Source organism: Anatilimnocola floriformis, assembly GCF_024256385.1.
GTDB classification, from domain to species: domain Bacteria; phylum Planctomycetota; class Planctomycetia; order Pirellulales; family Pirellulaceae; genus Anatilimnocola; species Anatilimnocola floriformis.
Genome location: NZ_JAMLFW010000001.1, coordinates 5821372 through 5838818 on the forward strand (window position 1 = coordinate 5821372; position 17447 = coordinate 5838818).

Genomic DNA, 17447 nt, shown 5'->3' on the forward strand with positions numbered 1-17447 from the left:
ATGTTAGAATTCGTGCAGACGAGGGACGCCATGACGCTTTCATTGCAATTGCCTCAACACCTTGAGGCAGAACTTTCCGCAGAAGCCGCTCGCCACGGCCTGACATTGCCTGACTACGCGTTGCAAATCCTTGCGACTGGTAGCCGCCCCGCGAAGTCAGAGCTTGAGAGGAAGCCCAGGACCGGCGCAGAGTTAGTTGAGTACTGGCAGCGCGAAGGGCTGATCGGCCCCGCGCCGGCGGTCAATAACGCGCCGGAAGATGCACGAGCACTCCGCGAAAAAGCCCAGAATCGACGATGGGCCGAATAAATGGACCTCGTTGACACCGACGTATTAATCGATGTGCAACGTCAACATCCTTCGGCACTGCAGTAGTTCAATTCGCTGGCTGCGCAGCCGGACGTGCCCGGATTTGTGGTGATGGAACTTGTTCAACAGGCACGCAATTCTGCGGAGCAACGGCGTCCTTTGCAGCTTGTGGCAGCCATGAACGTCGTCTGGCCGACAGAACCGGAATGCGAGCAAGCCCTCGACTTTTTCAAGCAATTTCACCTTTCTCACAATCTTGGCTTGATTGATTCTTTGATTGCATCGCTTGCTGTCGGGAGGGCCGCCACGCTGTTCTCATTCAATGCGAAGCACTATCAGTGCGTGCCAGGTCTGATCGTGAAACGCCCGTATGTGCGTTGAGTTAACTAGAACAGCATTCCAATTTCTTCATTGAGCCTGCCCCGTGCGCAGGTTATCTTTCACTCCGTCGGCGGAGATATTCTCTCCCGCTGGCCACGGCGAACCTATCGCCGTTGGCGGCCTCTCTTTGACGTGTGAATGTCCTTTCCAAGTGCCTGTTGAGGTAATTGGTATGAGAACGAGCACGAGAGTTTTGTGTGGTCAGCGATCTCGCGGTTTCACGCTGGTGGAACTGCTGGTGGTCATCGCCATCATCGGCGTGCTCGTGGCGCTACTGCTGCCTGCCGTGCAAGCCGCGCGGGAATCGGCACGGCGAATGTCCTGCACCAACAACATGAAGCAGATCGGCATCTCACTGCACAATCACCACGATTCGAAATTGGTGCTGCCGCCGGGTTCGACGGGAGGCGGCGGAGTGGGGACCGATCTGGGCAAGCCGCGCGGTCCGAGCGAGACGACTTGGGTGGCTTATTTGTTTCCTTTCTTGGAACAGACAAATCTCGACATTCAGGTGAATTGGGCACAGCTGAATGCCAACTTTTACGACAATGGCGGCCTGAAGATCACGCCGCTCAAAGTTACGCTGTTTCTGTGCCCGTCCGATGTCCGCCCCGAGCCGAATACGACTTATCCTCCGTCGGTGTTTGGACGTGGCAACTATGTCGCCAACAACGGCATCGGGCCGGCGATTGAGTATCGCCTGGGGCCGGGGCACACGACTCCGCCCAACATGGCCCGGCCGGGCGGCGCGTTCTTTATCAATAGTTGGCTGGGCATGAAAGATATTACCGACGGCACTTCGAATACCGTCATGGTTTCGGAGATTCGTTGTCCCAAGAGCACCACCGACGGCCGCGGCATCATGCATTATCCCGAAGGACCACTGTTTCATCACAACCGCACGCCCAACAGTCTCGCTCCCGATGAAATCCGCCAGGCCTGGTGCGTGAGCACGCGCGAAGCTCCCTGCATCGGCGCGTATACGGCGTACAACAACATTCGCGATATTCGCACGGCCCGCAGCAATCATCCGGGCGGCGTGAATGCGATGCTCGCCGATGGCAGCGTGCGGTTTGTGCGCGAGTCGATTCAGCTCAGCATCTGGCAAGCGGTTTCGTCACCCGACGGCGGCGAAATCATTGGCGAGTTTTAGCGGCAAACAAAAGAACGGAAGGGAAGTCTTTGATGCGCGCGGCAATGTTGTTGTTGATCGTCCTAGGATTCGCCACCGGTTGCGGCAGTAGCTTCGCCACCGTCGACGGCATGGTGACCTTCGATGGCCAACCGGTCGAACAAGGCGCTATCGTCTTCGAGCCTGCGGACCGCCAGGGTGCTGTTGCCGGAGCAACCATTCAAAACGGCAAGTACCGCATCGGGCCCGAATCGAAAATGGCTCCGGGCAACATGACCGTCCGAATCACTGCGATGCGGACGACGGGAAAAAAGATCAAAGCCGGACCGCCGGCCCCGGAGGGCACACTGGTCGACGAAGTGCTCCCCTACCCGTCTAGTAATAATGAGAAGACCGCGCAGGTACAGGCCGGCAACGGAATCCACAATTTCGAGCTGCAATCGCCGAAATAGCTGTCGAACTCGCCGCGATCGCTGCTCGGCTGCAACCCGGAAGTCGTTTGAGCCATTTGAGATAGATCGAGCGATGCAACCTTGAGCAGTCGCAGAATCGCCGACACCGGCCGCTCCTAAAAACCCTTCTCACCATCATCGACGGCTTGACGAGGGGGCGCTCTAAAGTTTAGGAACGTTGGTCTGACCGTCCTCCTCAAGGTACGGAAGGCGGGTCTTTTGCCGTAGGTGCTCAGGCAGGGACCTATTTATAGGGCATATTTCCAGGCAGTGCTTTCTCAGGCAGTGATTGGGTTCTTTGGGCGAATGGATTGATCATGGCCAAACGTGCGGCAGGAAACGGAAAATCGCTGGTGATTGTCGAATCACCGGCCAAAGCGCGAACCATTTCCAAGTACCTGGGAAAGGACTACACCGTCGAAGCCAGCATCGGCCATATTCGCGATCTCCCCAAGGGCTCAAAGGAAATGCCCGAGGAGTTCAAGCGCAAGAAATGGTCCTACCTCGGCGTGAACGTCGACGAGGGCTTTGAGCCCGTCTATATCGTACCGGGGGAAAAAAAGGCTCAGGTAGCCAAACTGAAGAGCCTGCTCAAAGACGCATCTCGACTGTATCTCGCGACGGACGAAGACCGCGAAGGAGAAGCCATCAGCTGGCACTTGCTGGAGGTTCTCAAGCCGCGAATTCCCGTGCATCGCCTCGTCTTCCACGAAATCACCGAAGAAGCCATTCTCGGCGCTATTGAGCATCCACGCGATATTGACGAAGGTCTGGTCCGGGCGCAAGAAACCCGCCGCATCCTCGACCGCTTGTATGGATATGAAGTCTCGCAGCTGTTGTGGCGCAAGGTTGCCGCGGGGCTATCGGCCGGCCGCGTGCAGAGCGTCGCGGTGCGACTGATCGTCGAACGCGAACGGCAGCGAATCGCGTTTCGTTCGGCCACTTATTGGGATTTGATCGCACGGTTCGTGACCGAGGACGGCAAGGAATTTGACGCTGAACTCGTCTCGGTGGGCGGCCGCAAGATTCCCGCCGGCAAAGACTTCGATCCGAACACCGGCAAAATCAAAGACGCGAAGCTGTTGCTGCTCGATGAAAAGGCAGTCAAGGAACTCGCCGAGAATCTGCAGCAAGCGAAATTTGCCGTGCATGCGCTCGACGACAAGCCCTACACCCGCAAGCCATCGGAACCGTTCACCACCAGCACGCTGCAACAAGAAGCGAACCGCAAGCTCGGCTTCACCGCGCGGCGAACGATGAACGTCGCGCAGAGTCTGTACGAAAACGGTTACATCACCTACATGCGTACCGACTCGACGAACCTGGCCCAGGTCGCCATCGATGCGGCCCGCGACCTGGTGCGCACCGAATACGGCAACCACTTCCTGCCTGCCGAACCGCGCGTCTACAAGAGCAAGGTCAAGAACGCGCAGGAAGCTCACGAAGCCATTCGTCCCGCCGGCCATCCGTTCAAGTTGCCCGAGTCGCTGCGGAACGTGCTCACTCCTGATCAGTTTCGGCTGTTCGATTTGATCTGGAAGCGGACCATCGCCAGCCAAATGCTCGATGCTCGCGGCCGCAGCATCACGCTGCAAGTCGCCGGCGCCGAAGCGGTGTTTCAAGTCACCGGCAAAACAATCGAGTTCCCCGGTTTCTTGCGAGCCTATGTCGAAGGCTCGGACGACCCCGAAGCCGAACTGGCCGATCAAGAGCGGCTGCTCCCTTCGGTGAATATCGGCGATCCGCTCGGCTGTAAGAACCTGAATGAGAAGAGCCACTCGACGCAACCGCCGGCGCGGTTCAGCGAAGCGGCCCTCACGGCTGCTCTTGAAGAGCGCGGCATCGGCCGCCCGTCTACGTACGCCTCAATTATCGATACGATTCTCGAGCGGAAATACGTCTTCAAAAAGGCGAACGCCCTGGTGCCGACTTGGGTCGCGTTCTCCGTCTCGCGATTGATGGAGCAGCACCTGCCGAACCTGGTCGATTACCAATTCACCGCGTCGATGGAAGACTTGCTCGACTCGATCAGCCGCAAGGAACAAGATGCGACGTCGTACCTCAAGACTTTCTACTTCGGCGAAGGCGGCGTCGACGAAGGGAACGGCCTGAAGGCGCAGCTCGATAAGAAGATTGTCGAAGTCGACCCGCGCGAAATGGGTCGCTTCACCCTCGGCACGCCGACCGAAGGGGAACACAAGGAAGAGGTATTCGTCCGCGTCGGCAAGTACGGGCCGTTCATCGAGCAGGGCGAACGAAAGGGTTCGATCCCGCAAGACACGCCGCCCGATGAAATGACGCTGGAGCGAGCTTTGCAACTGCTCGATCAGGCCGGCGTCGGCGAGGAACCGCTGGGCGTTTGCCCCGATACGGGCGAACTCGTGTACTTGAAGACGGGCCGGTTTGGTCCGTACGTGCAGCGCGTTCCTAAAGGCGAGAATGAAAACGAAAAGCCGAAGAACGCTTCGCTTCTGCCGGGTATGCAGCCGAGCGACGTTACGTTTCTAGTTGCGCTCGATCTGCTCAAGTTGCCGCGCACGCTCGGCGAACATCCGGAAGATCACGAACCGATCCTCGCCGCCAATGGCCGCTATGGCCCGTACATCAAGCACGGCTCCGATTTCCGTTCGCTACCGCCGAACCTTTCGCCCGTCGTGGTGACACTGGAAGAAGCACTGGCAATCTTCGCTCAGCCCAAGCTGCGCGGCCGTCGTGGCCAAGCCAAGGAACCGCTGAAGACGTTCGAAGCCTCGCCCGTCACCGGTCAGCCGATTCGCGTGCTCGAAGGTCGCTATGGCGTGTACATCACCGATGGCGAAACCAACGCCACACTCCCGAAGGACCTCTCCACCGAGCAGTTGACCCTGCCGCAGGCAATCACGCTGCTCGAAGAACGCACCGCCATGGGCCCGCCGAAAAAACGAGGCCGCGGCGCGAAGAAAGCGGCACCCAAGAAGGGAGCTGCCGCACCAGCCGAAAAGGCGCCCAAGGCTGCGAAGAAAAAAGCGGCTCCCAAAAAGAAGGCTGCCAAAAAAGCTGCCCCGAAGAAAGCCGCCAAAGCCAGCACCGGCGAGAAAAAATCGCCGGTGAAGAAAACGCCGAAGAAGATCGAGGACGTGCCGTTCTAGAAAGTGATTGTTCGATGGCGAAATCGTTGCTCGATGTAATTGAAAGGACTCCACTCTTGAGCGGTCGATTTTCCAATTCATCGACTCTCGAAGATGTGCTGAAGTACATCGACCAAGTGCTGCTCAGCGACTCTGATCCTGACGAAGATTGGGAGGCCATTCTTGACAATGTTGACAATCTCGCCGAGCAGCATGGCGAGAGTGTAACGCTTGACACCCTAGTCAAGTGAATTAGGTTGACGGTCTTACGTCTGCAAGTTCACCCGCATCTCCATCGGCTTCTCGGGCCGCAACGTAATCGCCGGCAAGATGGGCATTGGCTCGGGATCGACGAGCGACAGCTCAATCCGCTGCGCCATCGTCGCCAGGATTAGCGTCCCTTCGAGCATTGCAAACTCCTTGCCGATGCAAGCCCGCGGGCCGCCACCGAAGGGAAAGTACGCATACTTCGGCAGTGAATGGCTAAACTCGGCGGTCCAGCGATCGGGCAGAAACACATCCGGCTCCGGAAACCACCGTTCATCCCGCTGCACGACCCATTGGCTCATCAGCACGTTTGTCATCGCCGGCACAAAGTGCTCGCCGATCGTGCAATCCTCGGCGCACCGTCTGCCGACGACGTACGCAGGCGGATAGAGTCGCATTGCTTCACGAATGACGCGATCACAAAACGGCAACCGAGGCACATCGGCAATCGTCGGCAATCGCCCCTGCAAAACCTGATCGACTTCATCGCGCACCCGCTGCTGCTCGACAGGGTTTTGTCCGAGCAGATACCAAGTCCAACTCAGTGCATTCGCCGTCGTTTCATGACCGGCGAGGAACATCGTCATCACTTCGTCGCGCAATTGTTGATTTGAAAGCGGCTTGCCATCGTTTTCATCGCGAGCCGAAATCAACAGCGAGAGAAAATCGCCGCGGAGTTCGCCTTTTCCTTCGATGGCTGCCCGGCGTTCATCGATCATCTGCTGCAGCACGGCATCGAGTCGGCGAATGGTCCGTTTCAACCACCAGTTCCCCGGCGTCGGCAACCAATAGGGAATTGGAATCGGTGCGCGGAACCTCGCGAGAAAGTCGCGCATGACTCCTTCGAGACAAACGACCACTTCGCGATATCGATCGCCGACGTCGACGCCGAGCAGCGTCTTGCCGGCAATGCCCATGGTCAACTGCATCATCTCGCGGGCCAAGTCGCGCTCCTCGCCGCTGCGCCAGGTCGTCAGCATGCGGTCGGTGAGTTCCACCATCGCCTGCGTATAGAATTCGAGTCGAGGTTTGGCGAACGTCGGTTGAATGAGTCGCCGCTGCCGCAGCCAGTTATCCCCTTCGTTGATGAGCAAGCCGTTGCCCAGCAGCGGCCGCAGAAAAAAGCTGAGGGCGAAGTTCTTGATGAACTGCTTGTTGTCAGTAACCAGGACTTGTTCGATGTCATCAGGATGACTAAGGAGCATGCTCTTCCGCTGGCCGACGCGAAAGTAGGCAGCGTCGCCGTATTCGCGCTGGCAGGTCGAGAAAAAACCGAGAATATCCTTCCGCAGCGCCGGCAAACTACCGAGCAACCAACCGCCGCGCGGGCCGGGAAATTTAGTGAGAGCAGCCATACCAATATCTTACTGTCTGCACCCCGCTACACGCACCGCCCGGCCAGCATTCCCGTGGCAAACGCCGCTTGGAAGTTGTAACCACCGATCGGGCCATCGAGATCGAGCACTTCGCCAGCAAAGAACAAGCCAGGCATGAGCTTGCTCTGCATCGTCCGTGAATCGACTTCGGCTAGGTCCACACCACCCGCCGTGACTTCCGCTTTGGCATATCCGCGCGAGCCGCTGGCGGAGATGCGGGCTTCCTTGATCCATCGCACCAACTGCGATCGCGCGGCCTTCGACATTTCAGCCGCGCGCGTCTCGGTCGAAACGCCCGCTTGTTGAAAAATCTCTTCCGCCAGGCGGTGCGGAATCCACTTCTGCAAGATGCCGCCGATTTGCTTCTTACCCGCGGCAGCACACTGCTCGCGGATCCCTTCGTCCAACAGATCAGACCGAATGTCGGGGACAAAATCGACCACTACATCGCACGCAGTCGGCTCCGGATGACCAGTCACCGTGCGGCTAATATCGAGCACCACCGGCCCCGACAAACCAAAGTGCGTAAACAGCAGCGAGCCGCGGCGTTCATCCAGCCACGGCAACTTCTTCTTACCTTTCTTGCCTGCAGGGGCATTTCCCTCGTCCGCGGCTCCTCGCGCTTCGCCTCGACGATCGGCGATTCGCAGCACCACATCGGGCAGCGTCAATCCCGACAGCCGCAGCACCCACGGATCGTTCGTGGTGAGTGGCACGAGTGCTGGCTGCAGCGGAGTGATCTTATGACCAAATCCTTCGGCCCACGCGTAACCATCGCCGGTCGTGCCGCAGCCAGGATAGCTTTTACCGCCGGAGGTAATGAGAAGCTTACCCGCGACGAAGGTTTGCTTGTCGGTCGTTATCGTAAACGTGCCGTCCTGCTGCGAGATGGTTTGCACCGACTGCTCGAGCAACAGCGTCGCGCCGCTCCGATCGAAGCGTCGCATCAGCGCGCTCACCACATCGAGCGCCCGATCGCTGACAGGGAAGATCTTGCCGGTTTCCTCGCGCTTGGTCGGCACTCCTTCGTCTTCGATCAGCTTGATCAAATCATCGGGGCCGAGGATCGACAGGGCGGAGTGTAGAAACTGCCCCTGCTCGCGATAGGCCGTGACGATGCCACGTTTGTCGGTCGCCTGCGTCAGGTTACAACGCGTACCGCCGGAAATAAGAATCTTCACGCCGGGCCGGCGGTTCTTTTCGAGCAGCAACACACGGTGGCCTTGAAAGGCAGCTTCGGCTGCACCCATGAGTCCAGCAGCGCCCGCACCGATGACGATCACATCCCAAACATCGGCAGGCGCTTCACTCATCTCGGCCCAGAATTCTTTTCGGCTTAGACCAGCCAGTTGAGCACAAGGGCAACGAGAAAGATGCCGCCGATGAACGTCGTCATCCACACGGCAGTGTGCCAGGCATGACGCAAGATCGGACCGGGCAACTCATGACGTGTGGCGCCATACACCAGGCTGATGGCTACCAGCAGCGGCACGTAGTACCAGAGTTGATTGAAAGGCAACGCAGCGAGCAGCGGAAGATTGATAAGCATGAGCTCGCTCCGTTACAGGGATTTGATGGCGGGTGATGGGCTGCTCTTCGGCGGATCGTCCTTTTTCGGATCGCTCTTATCCTTCTTCTTTTTGTCGGCTGGTTCGCTCGGCGCCGGACCGGCGGCAGCATCCCAGATGGCAAAGAAGTTGAGCAAGCCGGCGATCATCGTATAGAGGACACCCATGTCGAAGCGCTGATTCAGCTGCCGATGCCAGCTGTTCAATTCCTGCGCCGAATTCGGCGGAGCCATCCAGCCGTTGAACAGTGGTGGCTTGTGACTTTTGACGCGCATCCGTTGCAAGACCGCAGGCATGGCCGGCAAGCCGGTGCCGGCCTGCAGCCAGAACGGCAAGGGAGCGAGCGAGGCAAACTTCGTAAAGATGCCACCAATGCCGCCGCCAGCGGGCGGATCTTGATTGGTGGGATTCATCGCATAGACCACGCGACCCTGCCCCAGCACCAGGCCAAAGAAAAAGATAGAGAGGATGCAAACCATGAACAGCAGCCCCTTACCGTACCGCCGTTGGTACAGGTGGCCGGCGCCGGGCCACAGCCAGGCGAGAATACCCGCGAGCCAAGGATTGCCGAGGTCGATCGTGATCGAAACCGACGGCGGAACAGCGGGTTTCTTGGAGGCGTCGTTCATGGGCGTGCGGAGACTGCGGTGGGAAGGGGCCTGCCACTAATTCGTCGCAGCGCCGCCGATATTGTGACCGAACCCACCGCTGGCAACCAGGGCAGTTTGGCTGTTGGACACGAGCCTGAAGCGCAAGCGAAGGAGCGCACTTTTCCTTCTTGTGGAGGTGGCCCTACGACACCATCTGCTTTTCGAACGCCGTGATCTTGGCTTCGTGCATCAGTGTGAGGGCGATGTCATCGAGGCCGTTCAGCATGTTGTGCTGGCGCGAGGGATCGATGGCAAAGGTCAACGCCAGGCCGTGATCATCCTTCACCGTGCAAGTCGCCAGATCGACGTGCAACTTGTAACCGGGATGCTTCGCGGCTCGCTGGAACAAATCCTCAACCTGCTCTTCGCTCAGTCGGATCGGCAGCACGCCGTTCTTCGAGCAGTTGTTATAGAAGATGTCGGCAAAGGAAGGCGCGATCACGACGCGAAAGCCGTAGTTCTCGATGGCCCACACCGCATGTTCGCGGCTCGAACCGCAGCCGAAGTTGCGGCGGGCGAGCAATACCGTCGCGCCGCTATTCTTGGGCAGATTCAATTCAAAGGCCGGATCGTCCGTTGTGCCATCGGCGAGGTACCGCCAATCGAAGAACAAAAACGGGCCGTAGCCAGTTCGTTCGATCCGCTTGAGGAACTGCTTCGGAATGATCTGGTCGGTGTCGACATTGGCCCGATCCATCGCACAGACGAGACCGGTGTGTTGGGTGAAGGCTTGCATTTGAGGTAGCCCGTAGCGTTAGCGAGGGCGAGCGAATTTAGAGTGTGAGTTGGTTGGACGGAAAGAGGACTCCCTCGCTTACGCTACGGGCTTCCTGGCGGCAACTACGCCTGGTACTTCCATTCGCGGATATCGACAAAGTGCCCCGCGACCGCCGCTGCAGCGGCCATCGCCGGCGACACCAGATGCGTCCGGCCACCCTTTCCTTGACGACCTTCAAAGTTGCGGTTGCTGGTCGAGGCACAGCGTTCGCCGGGCTCGAGCTTGTCGGGGTTCATGGCCAGGCACATGCTGCAGCCTGCTTCGCGCCATTCAAAACCGGCTTCGCGGAAGATGCGATCGAGACCTTCCTGTTCGGCTTGCTCTTTCACCAAACCGCTGCCGGGCACAACCATCGCGTGAACCTTGTTCGAGACGCGATGACCACGAACCACCGCGGCCGCTTCACGCAGATCGCCGATGCGACCGTTGGTGCAGCTGCCGATGAAGACGCGATCGATCGTCACGTCGGTCAGCGGCGTGCCGGCTTTCAGATCCATGTATTTCAGAGCCTGATCGCAGGCCTTTTGCTCGGTGGCATCGGCGTAGTCGCCGGGGCTCGGCACTTTGTTGACGACCGGCGCAACCTGGCCGGGGTTGGTGCCCCAGGTGACTTGCGGCGAAATATCCGACGCTTTGTAGATCAGCGACTTGTCGTACGTCGCGCCGGCGTCAGTGGGCAACAACTTCCAGCGAGCGACGGCGGCTTCGTAATTTTTCGGAGCGTATTCGCGGCCCTTCAGGTAAGCGAAGGTCGTTTCATCTGGTGCGATCATGCCGGCGCGAGCGCCCGCTTCGATCGACATGTTGCAGACGGTCATCCGCTCTTCCATGTTCAGATTGCGGACGGCTTCGCCGGTGTATTCAATGACCGAGCCCGTGCCACCATCGGTCGTGATCTGGCCGATGAGATACAGGATCAGGTCCTTCGCCGTGACACCGCGCGAGAGCTTGCCATCGACACGCAGCTCGAGCGTCTTCGGCAGCGATTGCAACAGCGTTTGAGTGGCGAGAACGTGCTCGACTTCGCTCGTGCCGATGCCGAAGGCGAGCGCGCCGAAAGCGCCGTGGGTCGCCGTGTGGCTGTCGCCGCAGACGATCGTCATGCCGGGCTGCGTCAAGCCGAGCTCCGGGCCGATGACGTGTACGATGCCCTGGTTCTTGTCGTGAATGTCGTACAGCCGCACGCCGAACTCTTTGCAGTTGTTGCGAAGCGTCTCGACCTGCTGCTTAGCAATCGGGTCGGTGAACGGCAAGCTGCGGTTCGTCGTCGGCACGTTGTGATCGGGCGTGGCGACGGTCCGTTCGGGCCGGCGAACCTTGCGGCCGCTGAGGCGCAGCCCTTCGAAGGCTTGGGCGCTGGTCACTTCGTGAACCAGTTGCAGATCGATGTACAGAATCGTCTGCTTCCCCGATTCAGCGTGAACGACATGGTTGTCCCAGATTTTCTGGAACATCGTGCGGGGCTTCGTAGCGGCAGTCATGGCGATTTTGGCGAGCGGATTTGTGCACTCACCCGGAAAGGAGAAAACAGCACTCAAGTAGGCGCAGCCACGGCGAAAAATACGCCGCCGTGAGACCTATAAGTATAGCCGATTTCGACCGCCTCGGCGAGAGACTGCCGTGTGTAACTCTGCTCGCCGACCTGCGGACCACCGCACTCGCTATTTCAGCGATGAGCGGAGCGATTCCAACTGCTTCTTCAGATCTTCGAGCTGTTGCTGAGCCTTTTTCAGCTGATCGGTGTCGCCACTCTTCTTGGCCGCATCCTTCAAGCTGGCATCGGCTTCGGCGAGGGCTTTTTGGAGCGACTCCAAACCTTCCACCAATTTCTTATCCGGAACCGGAGCAAACGCCGGCGCGATCGGCATCAGCGGAACAGCCCGGGCCGGCAGCGGAACCGGCACTGCATCCGGAAACGCCGGCAGCACCGGAATCGCACCGGCCGGCGCAAACCCAATGCCGCCCATCTTCACCTCGACGCCCTTCGCCGCGTACTGCTCGTAAATCTTGTGAGCTTCGGCGTGCTTGCTCTTCAGCTCTTCGGCGTTTTTGACGTCGTATTTCTTCGTCTCTTCCTTACCGTCTTTCGTCTCGGTCACTTCCAGCTGCAGGCTCTTGTCGCCGTCTTCGACGATCTTCACCTTGCGGTCTTTGTCCTTGATCTCGGTCGTCTTCACGCCGTCTTCGACCTTGATTCGCGTTTCGACACCACCACCAATGCCGCCGGCAATCGCGACTCGGGCCGCAGCGATCCGAATGCCGCCACCACCCACAGCGATCGGCATGCGAGCATTCGCGGGCACGTTTTGCGGAACGACCGGCGGCGGAGCAAGTGCTTCGCTGGCCCGACGCGATGCAGCGCCGAGATCTGCCTTGGAGATCCGCTCCAGGGCTTGCTTGGCCGCGTCTTTGACGCCGGCTTCACCCTTGTCGAAGTGCCCCTTCAAAATCTCGAAAGCCCGCATCGAAGTTTCGCGGCTGTCGCTGAGGGCAGCCTTCTCAAGAGCGGGAATGGCTTTCTCCAGCTCCGCGGCCAACTTCTTCGAAGCCGCTTGGCGATCGCCGAAGCTCTCGGCATCGAGCTGCTTGACAAGCGTGGCGATGTCGTCGGGCAAAGCCGGAGCCGCATCCTGAGCCGACGCCCAGCTACCAGTGACTAGCAGCCCCAAAACCAGCATCGAGCGGAACCAGGAAACCTTCATCGCGGCACCTCAACAACAAACGGCAGAAACGGCGTCGATCACAGAAATTGCTGCCCCGTATGTTACCGCACTGCAAGGAATCTTGCATCCTCATCACCGCCGCGGCCAACTGTCGCGCTCCGCACCATTCGGCGTCTGCGCTGGCCCCGCCGTAAGGGAACTTCGCTCGCGAGTTTTATAACACCTCACGCACTTTTCTAAACCTTCGAAAAGTCAGGCTGAGTCAGCACTTACGCCAAACCACCCGCAAAACCGTATAACACTTTATAACAGCGCCATTTTTGAACGTTGCCTCGTTTGGCAATCGCAAAACACTCTTCCAGCCAACAACTTGCCGCGAACGACCAAGCCGCAAACCCTTATTCTGTCCGCAGCGAATATAACCCCCGATATAACACGTCATCACCACCGTATAACGGGCAATTCGTTCGCCAGCAAAGCAACTTGAAGTCGCTTGCCGTCAGGATCTACCAGTTTGCCAAGGAACGAGGCATCGGCCGGCGCCAATGAATATGGCTTTGCCCAATAAGTCCGACTTGCCCAACAAGTCGCGCGGCTGCCCAATAAGTCCACGCCCAGCATCAAACCGGCGGCGGCTCAATCTTCGCTACGCTGAGCCTGCTTCGTAGCCAACCTCCCATAAACGCTCCGGCAGTTACAGTCGGCAACACGTATGGCAAGATGAGAACAACGCTGAACGCTTCTGGCCATCCGAACTTAGTCAGCATCCAGCTCTCCGCCCACCCGCAAGCAGCGATTGTTCCCAGCAGAATGCCAACCCAGCGATAGGGCGTTAGCAGCCCGCCGCAGAACGAAATCACCATTACGGCAAACAGGGGCGGCAGCGGACTCGGATGGGATATTGTGGGGGAGTTGATCCAATAGCCAAGAGCCAGCGCAATAGCCGTCACTGCGATGAAGACGCCAGCCAGCGAAGTGCGAGGACGGTCCATCCACGCATTAGAGCAAATTGGAGGAGCAGCCAGCGATGCCGATCTCGTTTCGCAAAGCGTTTCCTTACGTGATCGGCGCGCTGTTGATCGCAGCAGTGGGCCGGGCGGCAGTATTTTTCTTCTATGGCACGATGGTGATTTCCACGATCAATCGCTTGGCAGATCGCTATCAGGAAGCGCAATCGGCGGTTCGCGAAATTTCCCAATTCCACGCCGGCAGCGGGAAATGGCCCACTGAAGCGGAAGCTCAGGCCATTCTACGCAAGCACTCCGTTTCTCCGGACTGGGGTTACACAGCGCCCGATGCATACGTCGACACTCCGACTCTTGCCTTAGGCGGAGCCGCGCACGCGAGAGTCGTCCACTTCTTCGAGGAAGATGACGACCGTTGGGAGTTGAGAGTTGAAGGTGATGTATTCCGGCGATGGTAGTTCAATGCAGAGGTCGATCCTGACAGAAATGTGTATGACAACGATCGTTCCGAAATCAAACACCGCCATTATTTAAGTTTGGCTTCGTTACCTTTTTGGTGCAGCGCACTCCTCCTTTGGGCGACCTTGATTGCGATTGTTGCCACCAGTAATTTTGGCTTGTCAGGGGCGTTTGTTGCCTCGTTCTCACTAATCGCCGCAACTGCCGCGATTGCTCGCTTATTAAGGCTCAACGCCAATCGATTCGCCCTCTCGGCATTCCTGGCTGGCTTGATATTGACCGGCAGCTTGTTTCTGATTGCCCTGCTCGCGAATAGCGAATGGGTTGGTTAGCACTCTGTTGTACACGCGGCAGTGAAAGCAACTGCTTGCCGCCGTTGCAATCCAGTCGGCCTCGCATTAGGTTGACCCGGCATTCAAGCCACTTCCTTGGTTCCCGCCGCAGCCAGCGATGCCGATCTCGTTTCGCAAAGCGTTTCCCTATCTCATCGTCGCCATACAACTCGCCGCGGTGGCGTGGGCGGTGTCGATGCGGCCGTTGCCGCCGGCTGACTTCACGTTCGACAACGGCACGGAGTGTCAAACGCTCGACCCGGCCAAGGCCACCGGCAATCCCGAGAACCGCGTCATCAACGGTCTGTTCGAAGGGCTGCTCCGGCAGTTGCCGCCGAAGGAACTGAAGGGCCCGCACGAAAACACGCCCCTCACGGCCGAGCCGGCGATGGCCGAGTCGTTCGATGTCTCCGCTGACGGCAAGACGTACACGTTTCACATTCGTAAGGACGCCGTCTGGTCCGATGGCTCACCGGTGACGGCCGACGATTTCGAGTTCAGTTGGAAGCGAATGCTCCATCCCGAATCGGCCAGTCAATACACCTATCAGCTCTTCTACGTTAAAGGTGCCCAAGCCTTTAGCCAGAAGAAGATGGAAGGCGGCACGCCGATTGAAATCGAGCTGACCGATCGGCCGCAGCGCTATCAAACGTATCCCAGTGGCACGATGAAGCACGCTGTGCTGAAAGAGATTTTGAAGCATCCGGAGCCGGAGTATCCCAAGGGAATCTCGCCTGATGAAAAGACGGAGCTCGAATCGGATTGGAAAAAATCGTGGACCTATGTCGTCGACCTCGATGGCCAGACCGCGGCCTTCAGCCAGGAACCCGACGAAGCGATCAAGTTCGAAGGCAAGCCGCCGCAAGCCTGCCTGACGGTGATGACCGATTGGAAGAAAACGGTCGGCATCACGGCGAAAGATGAAAAGACCCTCGTCGTCGAGCTCAACAACAGCACGCCGTTCTTTCCCGAACTCGTCGCGTTCTATCCACTCTATCCGGTCAATCGTCGCTGCGTCGAGAAGTACGGCTCGCCGGAATTCACGCAGCCCGGCAAGCTCGTTTCCAATGGCCCTTTCACGCTGGAACTGCGACAGCTCCGTGATCGCATCCGGCTGAAGAAGAATGAAAAGTATTGGCGGGCCGAGACGGTGAAGCTGAAGAACATCGACGCGCTCGCCCTACGTGATGAGACGACGGCGCTCAATATGTATCTGACTGGCCAGCTCGATTGGGCGACGACGATGCCGGCTGCGATGATTCCGCAGCTGAAGCGCGAGTTGAAAGATGAGTTCCCCTCGGCGCCGATGCTCACCGTTTATTTCTATCGCTTGAATACGAATCGGCCTGGCCTCGGCGACAAGCGGATTCGTCAGGCCCTGAATCTGGCCATCGACAAGAAGAAGATCTGCGACTTCGTGACCAAGGCCGGCGAGGTTCCCGCAGCGACCTACGTGCCGCCGGGCATGGCCGGTTATGAAAGTCCGCCGGGTTTTGAATTTGATCCTGAGCGGGCCAAAAAACTCCTCGCCGAAGCGGGCTTTCCGGGCGGCCGCGGCATGCCTCATCTCGAGATTCTTTACAACGATTCGCCGGTGCTCCATCGCACGATTGCCGAGACGATTCAACAATCGTGGCGCGAGCACCTCGGGATTGATGTGCAACTCGGCGGCCTCGAGTGGGGCGTGTATCTCGATGCACAAGACAAGATGGATTACTACATCTGCCGCGCCGGCTGGATCGCCGACTATCCCGACCCCAACACCTTCCTCGATATGTTCGTGACCGGCGGTTTGCAAAACATGACCGGCTGGGGAAACAAAGAATATGACACTCTGATCGACGCGGCTGGCAAAGAAGCCGATCCGCCGAAACGAATGAAAATACTGAAGGACGCGGAAGCTATCTTCCTCGACGAGATGCCGATCATTCCGATGTACTTCTATGTCTCGAAGAACCTGGTCAAGCCACACGTGAAAGGCTTTTGCAACGACGTACAGGACCTGCATCCGCTCAACACCCTGGAGATCGATCGCGAGCTGAAGGCGAAGAACGTGGGAGCAGGCAAATGACCAGCTTTCCGCAACTTCTCGGCATTCTCGGTCGCCGCGTCCTGTGGCTGTTCTTCACGCTCTGGGCCGTCTTCAGCATTTCGTTTTTGTTGATGGTGTCATCGCCCGGTGGCCCGTTTCTCGGTGAGCGCAAGCTCCCCGATGAAATCCGTCGCAGCATGGCAGAGTACTACGATCTTGATGGCACGATGAGCGAGCGCTATTTCAAATCGCTCGCCAAAGCCTTCACGTTTCGCTTCGGCCCGAGCACCAAGCTCAAGGACTACACCGTCAATCGTGTTATCGCCGAAGGCTTTCCGGTTTCGGCGGCGCTGGGGGTGATCGCGCTCACACTAGCGCTCGCAGTCGGCATGACGGCGGGGATCATCGCCGCCGTGAAGCGGAACACGTTCTTCGATTTCGCCTTCATGGGCCTGGCGACCATTGGCATCGCGATTCCCAATTTCGTGCTCGCCGGCTTTACGATCATCTTGTTCTGCTTCGTTTTGAAATGGTTTCCGCCCGCGGGCTGGGGAAGTGTAAAGCAAATCGTCCTCCCCGCCGTGTGCGTCGCCGCGCCATACGCTGCTTACATCGCGCGCTTGACCCGCACTGGCATGCTGGAAGTCCTCAATCTCGACTTCGTTCGCACTGCCTATGCCAAGGGACTGTCGCCGCGCACGGTGATCGTGCGACATGCGTTGCGCGGCGCGATCATGCCGGTAGTTTCTTACATCGGCCCTGCCGCGGCGGGCATTCTCACCGGTTCGCTGGTGATCGAACGGATTTTCAATGTGCCGGGAATGGGCTCGCACTTTATTGATGCGGCCATGCAACGCGACTATCCGCTCGTGACCGGCATCATCATGGTCTATACGTTGCTGCTGTTCACGATGAATACGCTGGTCGACCTGTCGTACGCCATCATCGATCCGCGCGTCAAACTGGAATAACTCAC

17 protein-coding genes are annotated in these 17447 nt (G+C 58.5%); 10 read left to right on the top strand and 7 right to left on the bottom strand.

Annotated elements, in window-relative coordinates:
- The 6 genes from M9Q49_RS23125 to M9Q49_RS23150 all read left to right on the top strand — a co-directional run bounded on the left by M9Q49_RS23125 (position 1) and on the right by M9Q49_RS23150 (position 5632).
- Complete coding sequence (locus M9Q49_RS23125) at positions 1-309, top strand: hypothetical protein (protein WP_254511299.1); 309 nt, start codon at positions 1-3, stop codon at positions 307-309.
- Positions 310-414: 105 nt separating this feature from the next.
- Positions 415-690 carry a PIN domain-containing protein gene (locus tag M9Q49_RS23130; protein ID WP_390844838.1) on the top strand — a complete coding sequence of 92 codons (276 nt, stop codon included), beginning with the start codon at positions 415-417 and terminating at the stop codon, positions 688-690.
- Between the two features lie 172 nt (positions 691-862).
- Positions 863-1843, top strand: coding sequence for a DUF1559 domain-containing protein (locus tag M9Q49_RS23135; RefSeq protein WP_254511301.1), 981 nt, complete (start codon positions 863-865; stop codon positions 1841-1843).
- 32 nt (positions 1844-1875) lie between these two features.
- On the top strand, positions 1876-2274 hold the full coding sequence (locus tag M9Q49_RS23140; RefSeq protein ID WP_254511302.1) for a hypothetical protein: 399 nt from the start codon (positions 1876-1878) through the stop codon (positions 2272-2274).
- A 317-nt stretch (positions 2275-2591) separates the two neighbouring features.
- On the top strand, positions 2592-5402 hold the full coding sequence (gene topA, locus M9Q49_RS23145) for a type I DNA topoisomerase (protein ID WP_254511304.1): 2811 nt from the start codon (positions 2592-2594) through the stop codon (positions 5400-5402).
- Between the two features lie 14 nt (positions 5403-5416).
- Complete coding sequence (locus M9Q49_RS23150) at positions 5417-5632, top strand: hypothetical protein (protein ID WP_254511306.1); 216 nt, start codon at positions 5417-5419, stop codon at positions 5630-5632.
- 15 nt (positions 5633-5647) lie between these two features.
- On the opposite strand, the gene M9Q49_RS23155 is transcribed toward M9Q49_RS23150, so the two are convergent.
- From M9Q49_RS23155 to M9Q49_RS23185, 7 genes are all read right to left on the bottom strand, one after another.
- Positions 5648-7003, bottom strand: a complete 1356-nt coding sequence (locus M9Q49_RS23155) for a cytochrome P450 (RefSeq protein WP_254511308.1) — start codon at positions 7001-7003, stop codon at positions 5648-5650.
- A 26-nt stretch (positions 7004-7029) separates the two neighbouring features.
- Positions 7030-8337, bottom strand: a complete 1308-nt coding sequence (locus M9Q49_RS23160; RefSeq protein ID WP_254511309.1) for a BaiN/RdsA family NAD(P)/FAD-dependent oxidoreductase — start codon at positions 8335-8337, stop codon at positions 7030-7032.
- A gap of 23 nt (positions 8338-8360) precedes the next feature.
- Complete coding sequence (locus tag M9Q49_RS23165; RefSeq protein WP_254511310.1) at positions 8361-8573, bottom strand: hypothetical protein; 213 nt, start codon at positions 8571-8573, stop codon at positions 8361-8363.
- 12 nt (positions 8574-8585) lie between these two features.
- Entirely contained in the window at positions 8586-9221 is a 636-nt protein-coding gene (locus M9Q49_RS23170) for a DUF6677 family protein (protein WP_254511311.1), read from the bottom strand.
- A gap of 163 nt (positions 9222-9384) precedes the next feature.
- The gene (gene leuD, locus M9Q49_RS23175; protein ID WP_254511313.1) at positions 9385-9978 is read right to left on the bottom strand and encodes a 3-isopropylmalate dehydratase small subunit; all 594 of its coding nucleotides are present in this window, start codon (positions 9976-9978) and stop codon (positions 9385-9387) included.
- Between the two features lie 104 nt (positions 9979-10082).
- Entirely contained in the window at positions 10083-11501 is a 1419-nt protein-coding gene (gene leuC, locus M9Q49_RS23180; protein ID WP_261365091.1) for a 3-isopropylmalate dehydratase large subunit, read from the bottom strand.
- A 180-nt stretch (positions 11502-11681) separates the two neighbouring features.
- A complete protein-coding gene (locus M9Q49_RS23185; protein ID WP_254511314.1) occupies positions 11682-12722 on the bottom strand; it encodes a hypothetical protein in 1041 nt (346 codons plus the stop codon).
- 988 nt (positions 12723-13710) lie between these two features.
- On the opposite strand from M9Q49_RS23185, the gene M9Q49_RS23190 reads away from it, so the two are divergent.
- The 4 genes from M9Q49_RS23190 to M9Q49_RS23205 all read left to right on the top strand — a co-directional run bounded on the left by M9Q49_RS23190 (position 13711) and on the right by M9Q49_RS23205 (position 17442).
- Positions 13711-14106: a hypothetical protein gene (locus M9Q49_RS23190; protein ID WP_254511315.1), complete on the top strand. Its 396-nt coding sequence runs from the start codon at positions 13711-13713 to the stop codon at positions 14104-14106.
- A gap of 30 nt (positions 14107-14136) precedes the next feature.
- The gene (locus tag M9Q49_RS23195) at positions 14137-14439 is read left to right on the top strand and encodes a hypothetical protein (RefSeq protein WP_254511316.1); all 303 of its coding nucleotides are present in this window, start codon (positions 14137-14139) and stop codon (positions 14437-14439) included.
- A gap of 118 nt (positions 14440-14557) precedes the next feature.
- Positions 14558-16510: a peptide ABC transporter substrate-binding protein gene (locus M9Q49_RS23200; RefSeq protein ID WP_315861191.1), complete on the top strand. Its 1953-nt coding sequence runs from the start codon at positions 14558-14560 to the stop codon at positions 16508-16510.
- Complete coding sequence (locus tag M9Q49_RS23205) at positions 16507-17442, top strand: ABC transporter permease (RefSeq protein ID WP_254511318.1); 936 nt, start codon at positions 16507-16509, stop codon at positions 17440-17442. The genes M9Q49_RS23200 and M9Q49_RS23205 overlap by 4 nt, the downstream gene beginning before the upstream one ends.
- Positions 17443-17447: the final 5 nt, after the last annotated feature.

Bases quoted from the DNA above. Each gene is read 5' to 3' on its own strand.
- M9Q49_RS23125 (WP_254511299.1), top strand. From the start codon at position 1: ATGTTAGAATTCGTGCAGACGAGGGACGCCATGACGCTTTCATTGCAA.
- M9Q49_RS23135 (WP_254511301.1), top strand. From the start codon at position 863: ATGAGAACGAGCACGAGAGTTTTGTGTGGTCAGCGATCTCGCGGTTTC.
- M9Q49_RS23140 (WP_254511302.1), top strand. From the start codon at position 1,876: ATGCGCGCGGCAATGTTGTTGTTGATCGTCCTAGGATTCGCCACCGGT.
- topA (WP_254511304.1), top strand. From the start codon at position 2,592: ATGGCCAAACGTGCGGCAGGAAACGGAAAATCGCTGGTGATTGTCGAA.
- M9Q49_RS23150 (WP_254511306.1), top strand. From the start codon at position 5,417: ATGGCGAAATCGTTGCTCGATGTAATTGAAAGGACTCCACTCTTGAGC.
- M9Q49_RS23155 (WP_254511308.1), bottom strand. From the start codon at position 7,003: ATGGCTGCTCTCACTAAATTTCCCGGCCCGCGCGGCGGTTGGTTGCTC.
- M9Q49_RS23160 (WP_254511309.1), bottom strand. From the start codon at position 8,337: ATGAGTGAAGCGCCTGCCGATGTTTGGGATGTGATCGTCATCGGTGCG.
- M9Q49_RS23165 (WP_254511310.1), bottom strand. From the start codon at position 8,573: ATGCTTATCAATCTTCCGCTGCTCGCTGCGTTGCCTTTCAATCAACTC.
- M9Q49_RS23170 (WP_254511311.1), bottom strand. From the start codon at position 9,221: ATGAACGACGCCTCCAAGAAACCCGCTGTTCCGCCGTCGGTTTCGATC.
- leuD (WP_254511313.1), bottom strand. From the start codon at position 9,978: ATGCAAGCCTTCACCCAACACACCGGTCTCGTCTGTGCGATGGATCGG.
- leuC (WP_261365091.1), bottom strand. From the start codon at position 11,501: ATGACTGCCGCTACGAAGCCCCGCACGATGTTCCAGAAAATCTGGGAC.
- M9Q49_RS23185 (WP_254511314.1), bottom strand. From the start codon at position 12,722: ATGAAGGTTTCCTGGTTCCGCTCGATGCTGGTTTTGGGGCTGCTAGTC.
- M9Q49_RS23190 (WP_254511315.1), top strand. From the start codon at position 13,711: ATGCCGATCTCGTTTCGCAAAGCGTTTCCTTACGTGATCGGCGCGCTG.
- M9Q49_RS23200 (WP_315861191.1), top strand. From the start codon at position 14,558: ATGCCGATCTCGTTTCGCAAAGCGTTTCCCTATCTCATCGTCGCCATA.
- M9Q49_RS23205 (WP_254511318.1), top strand. From the start codon at position 16,507: ATGACCAGCTTTCCGCAACTTCTCGGCATTCTCGGTCGCCGCGTCCTG.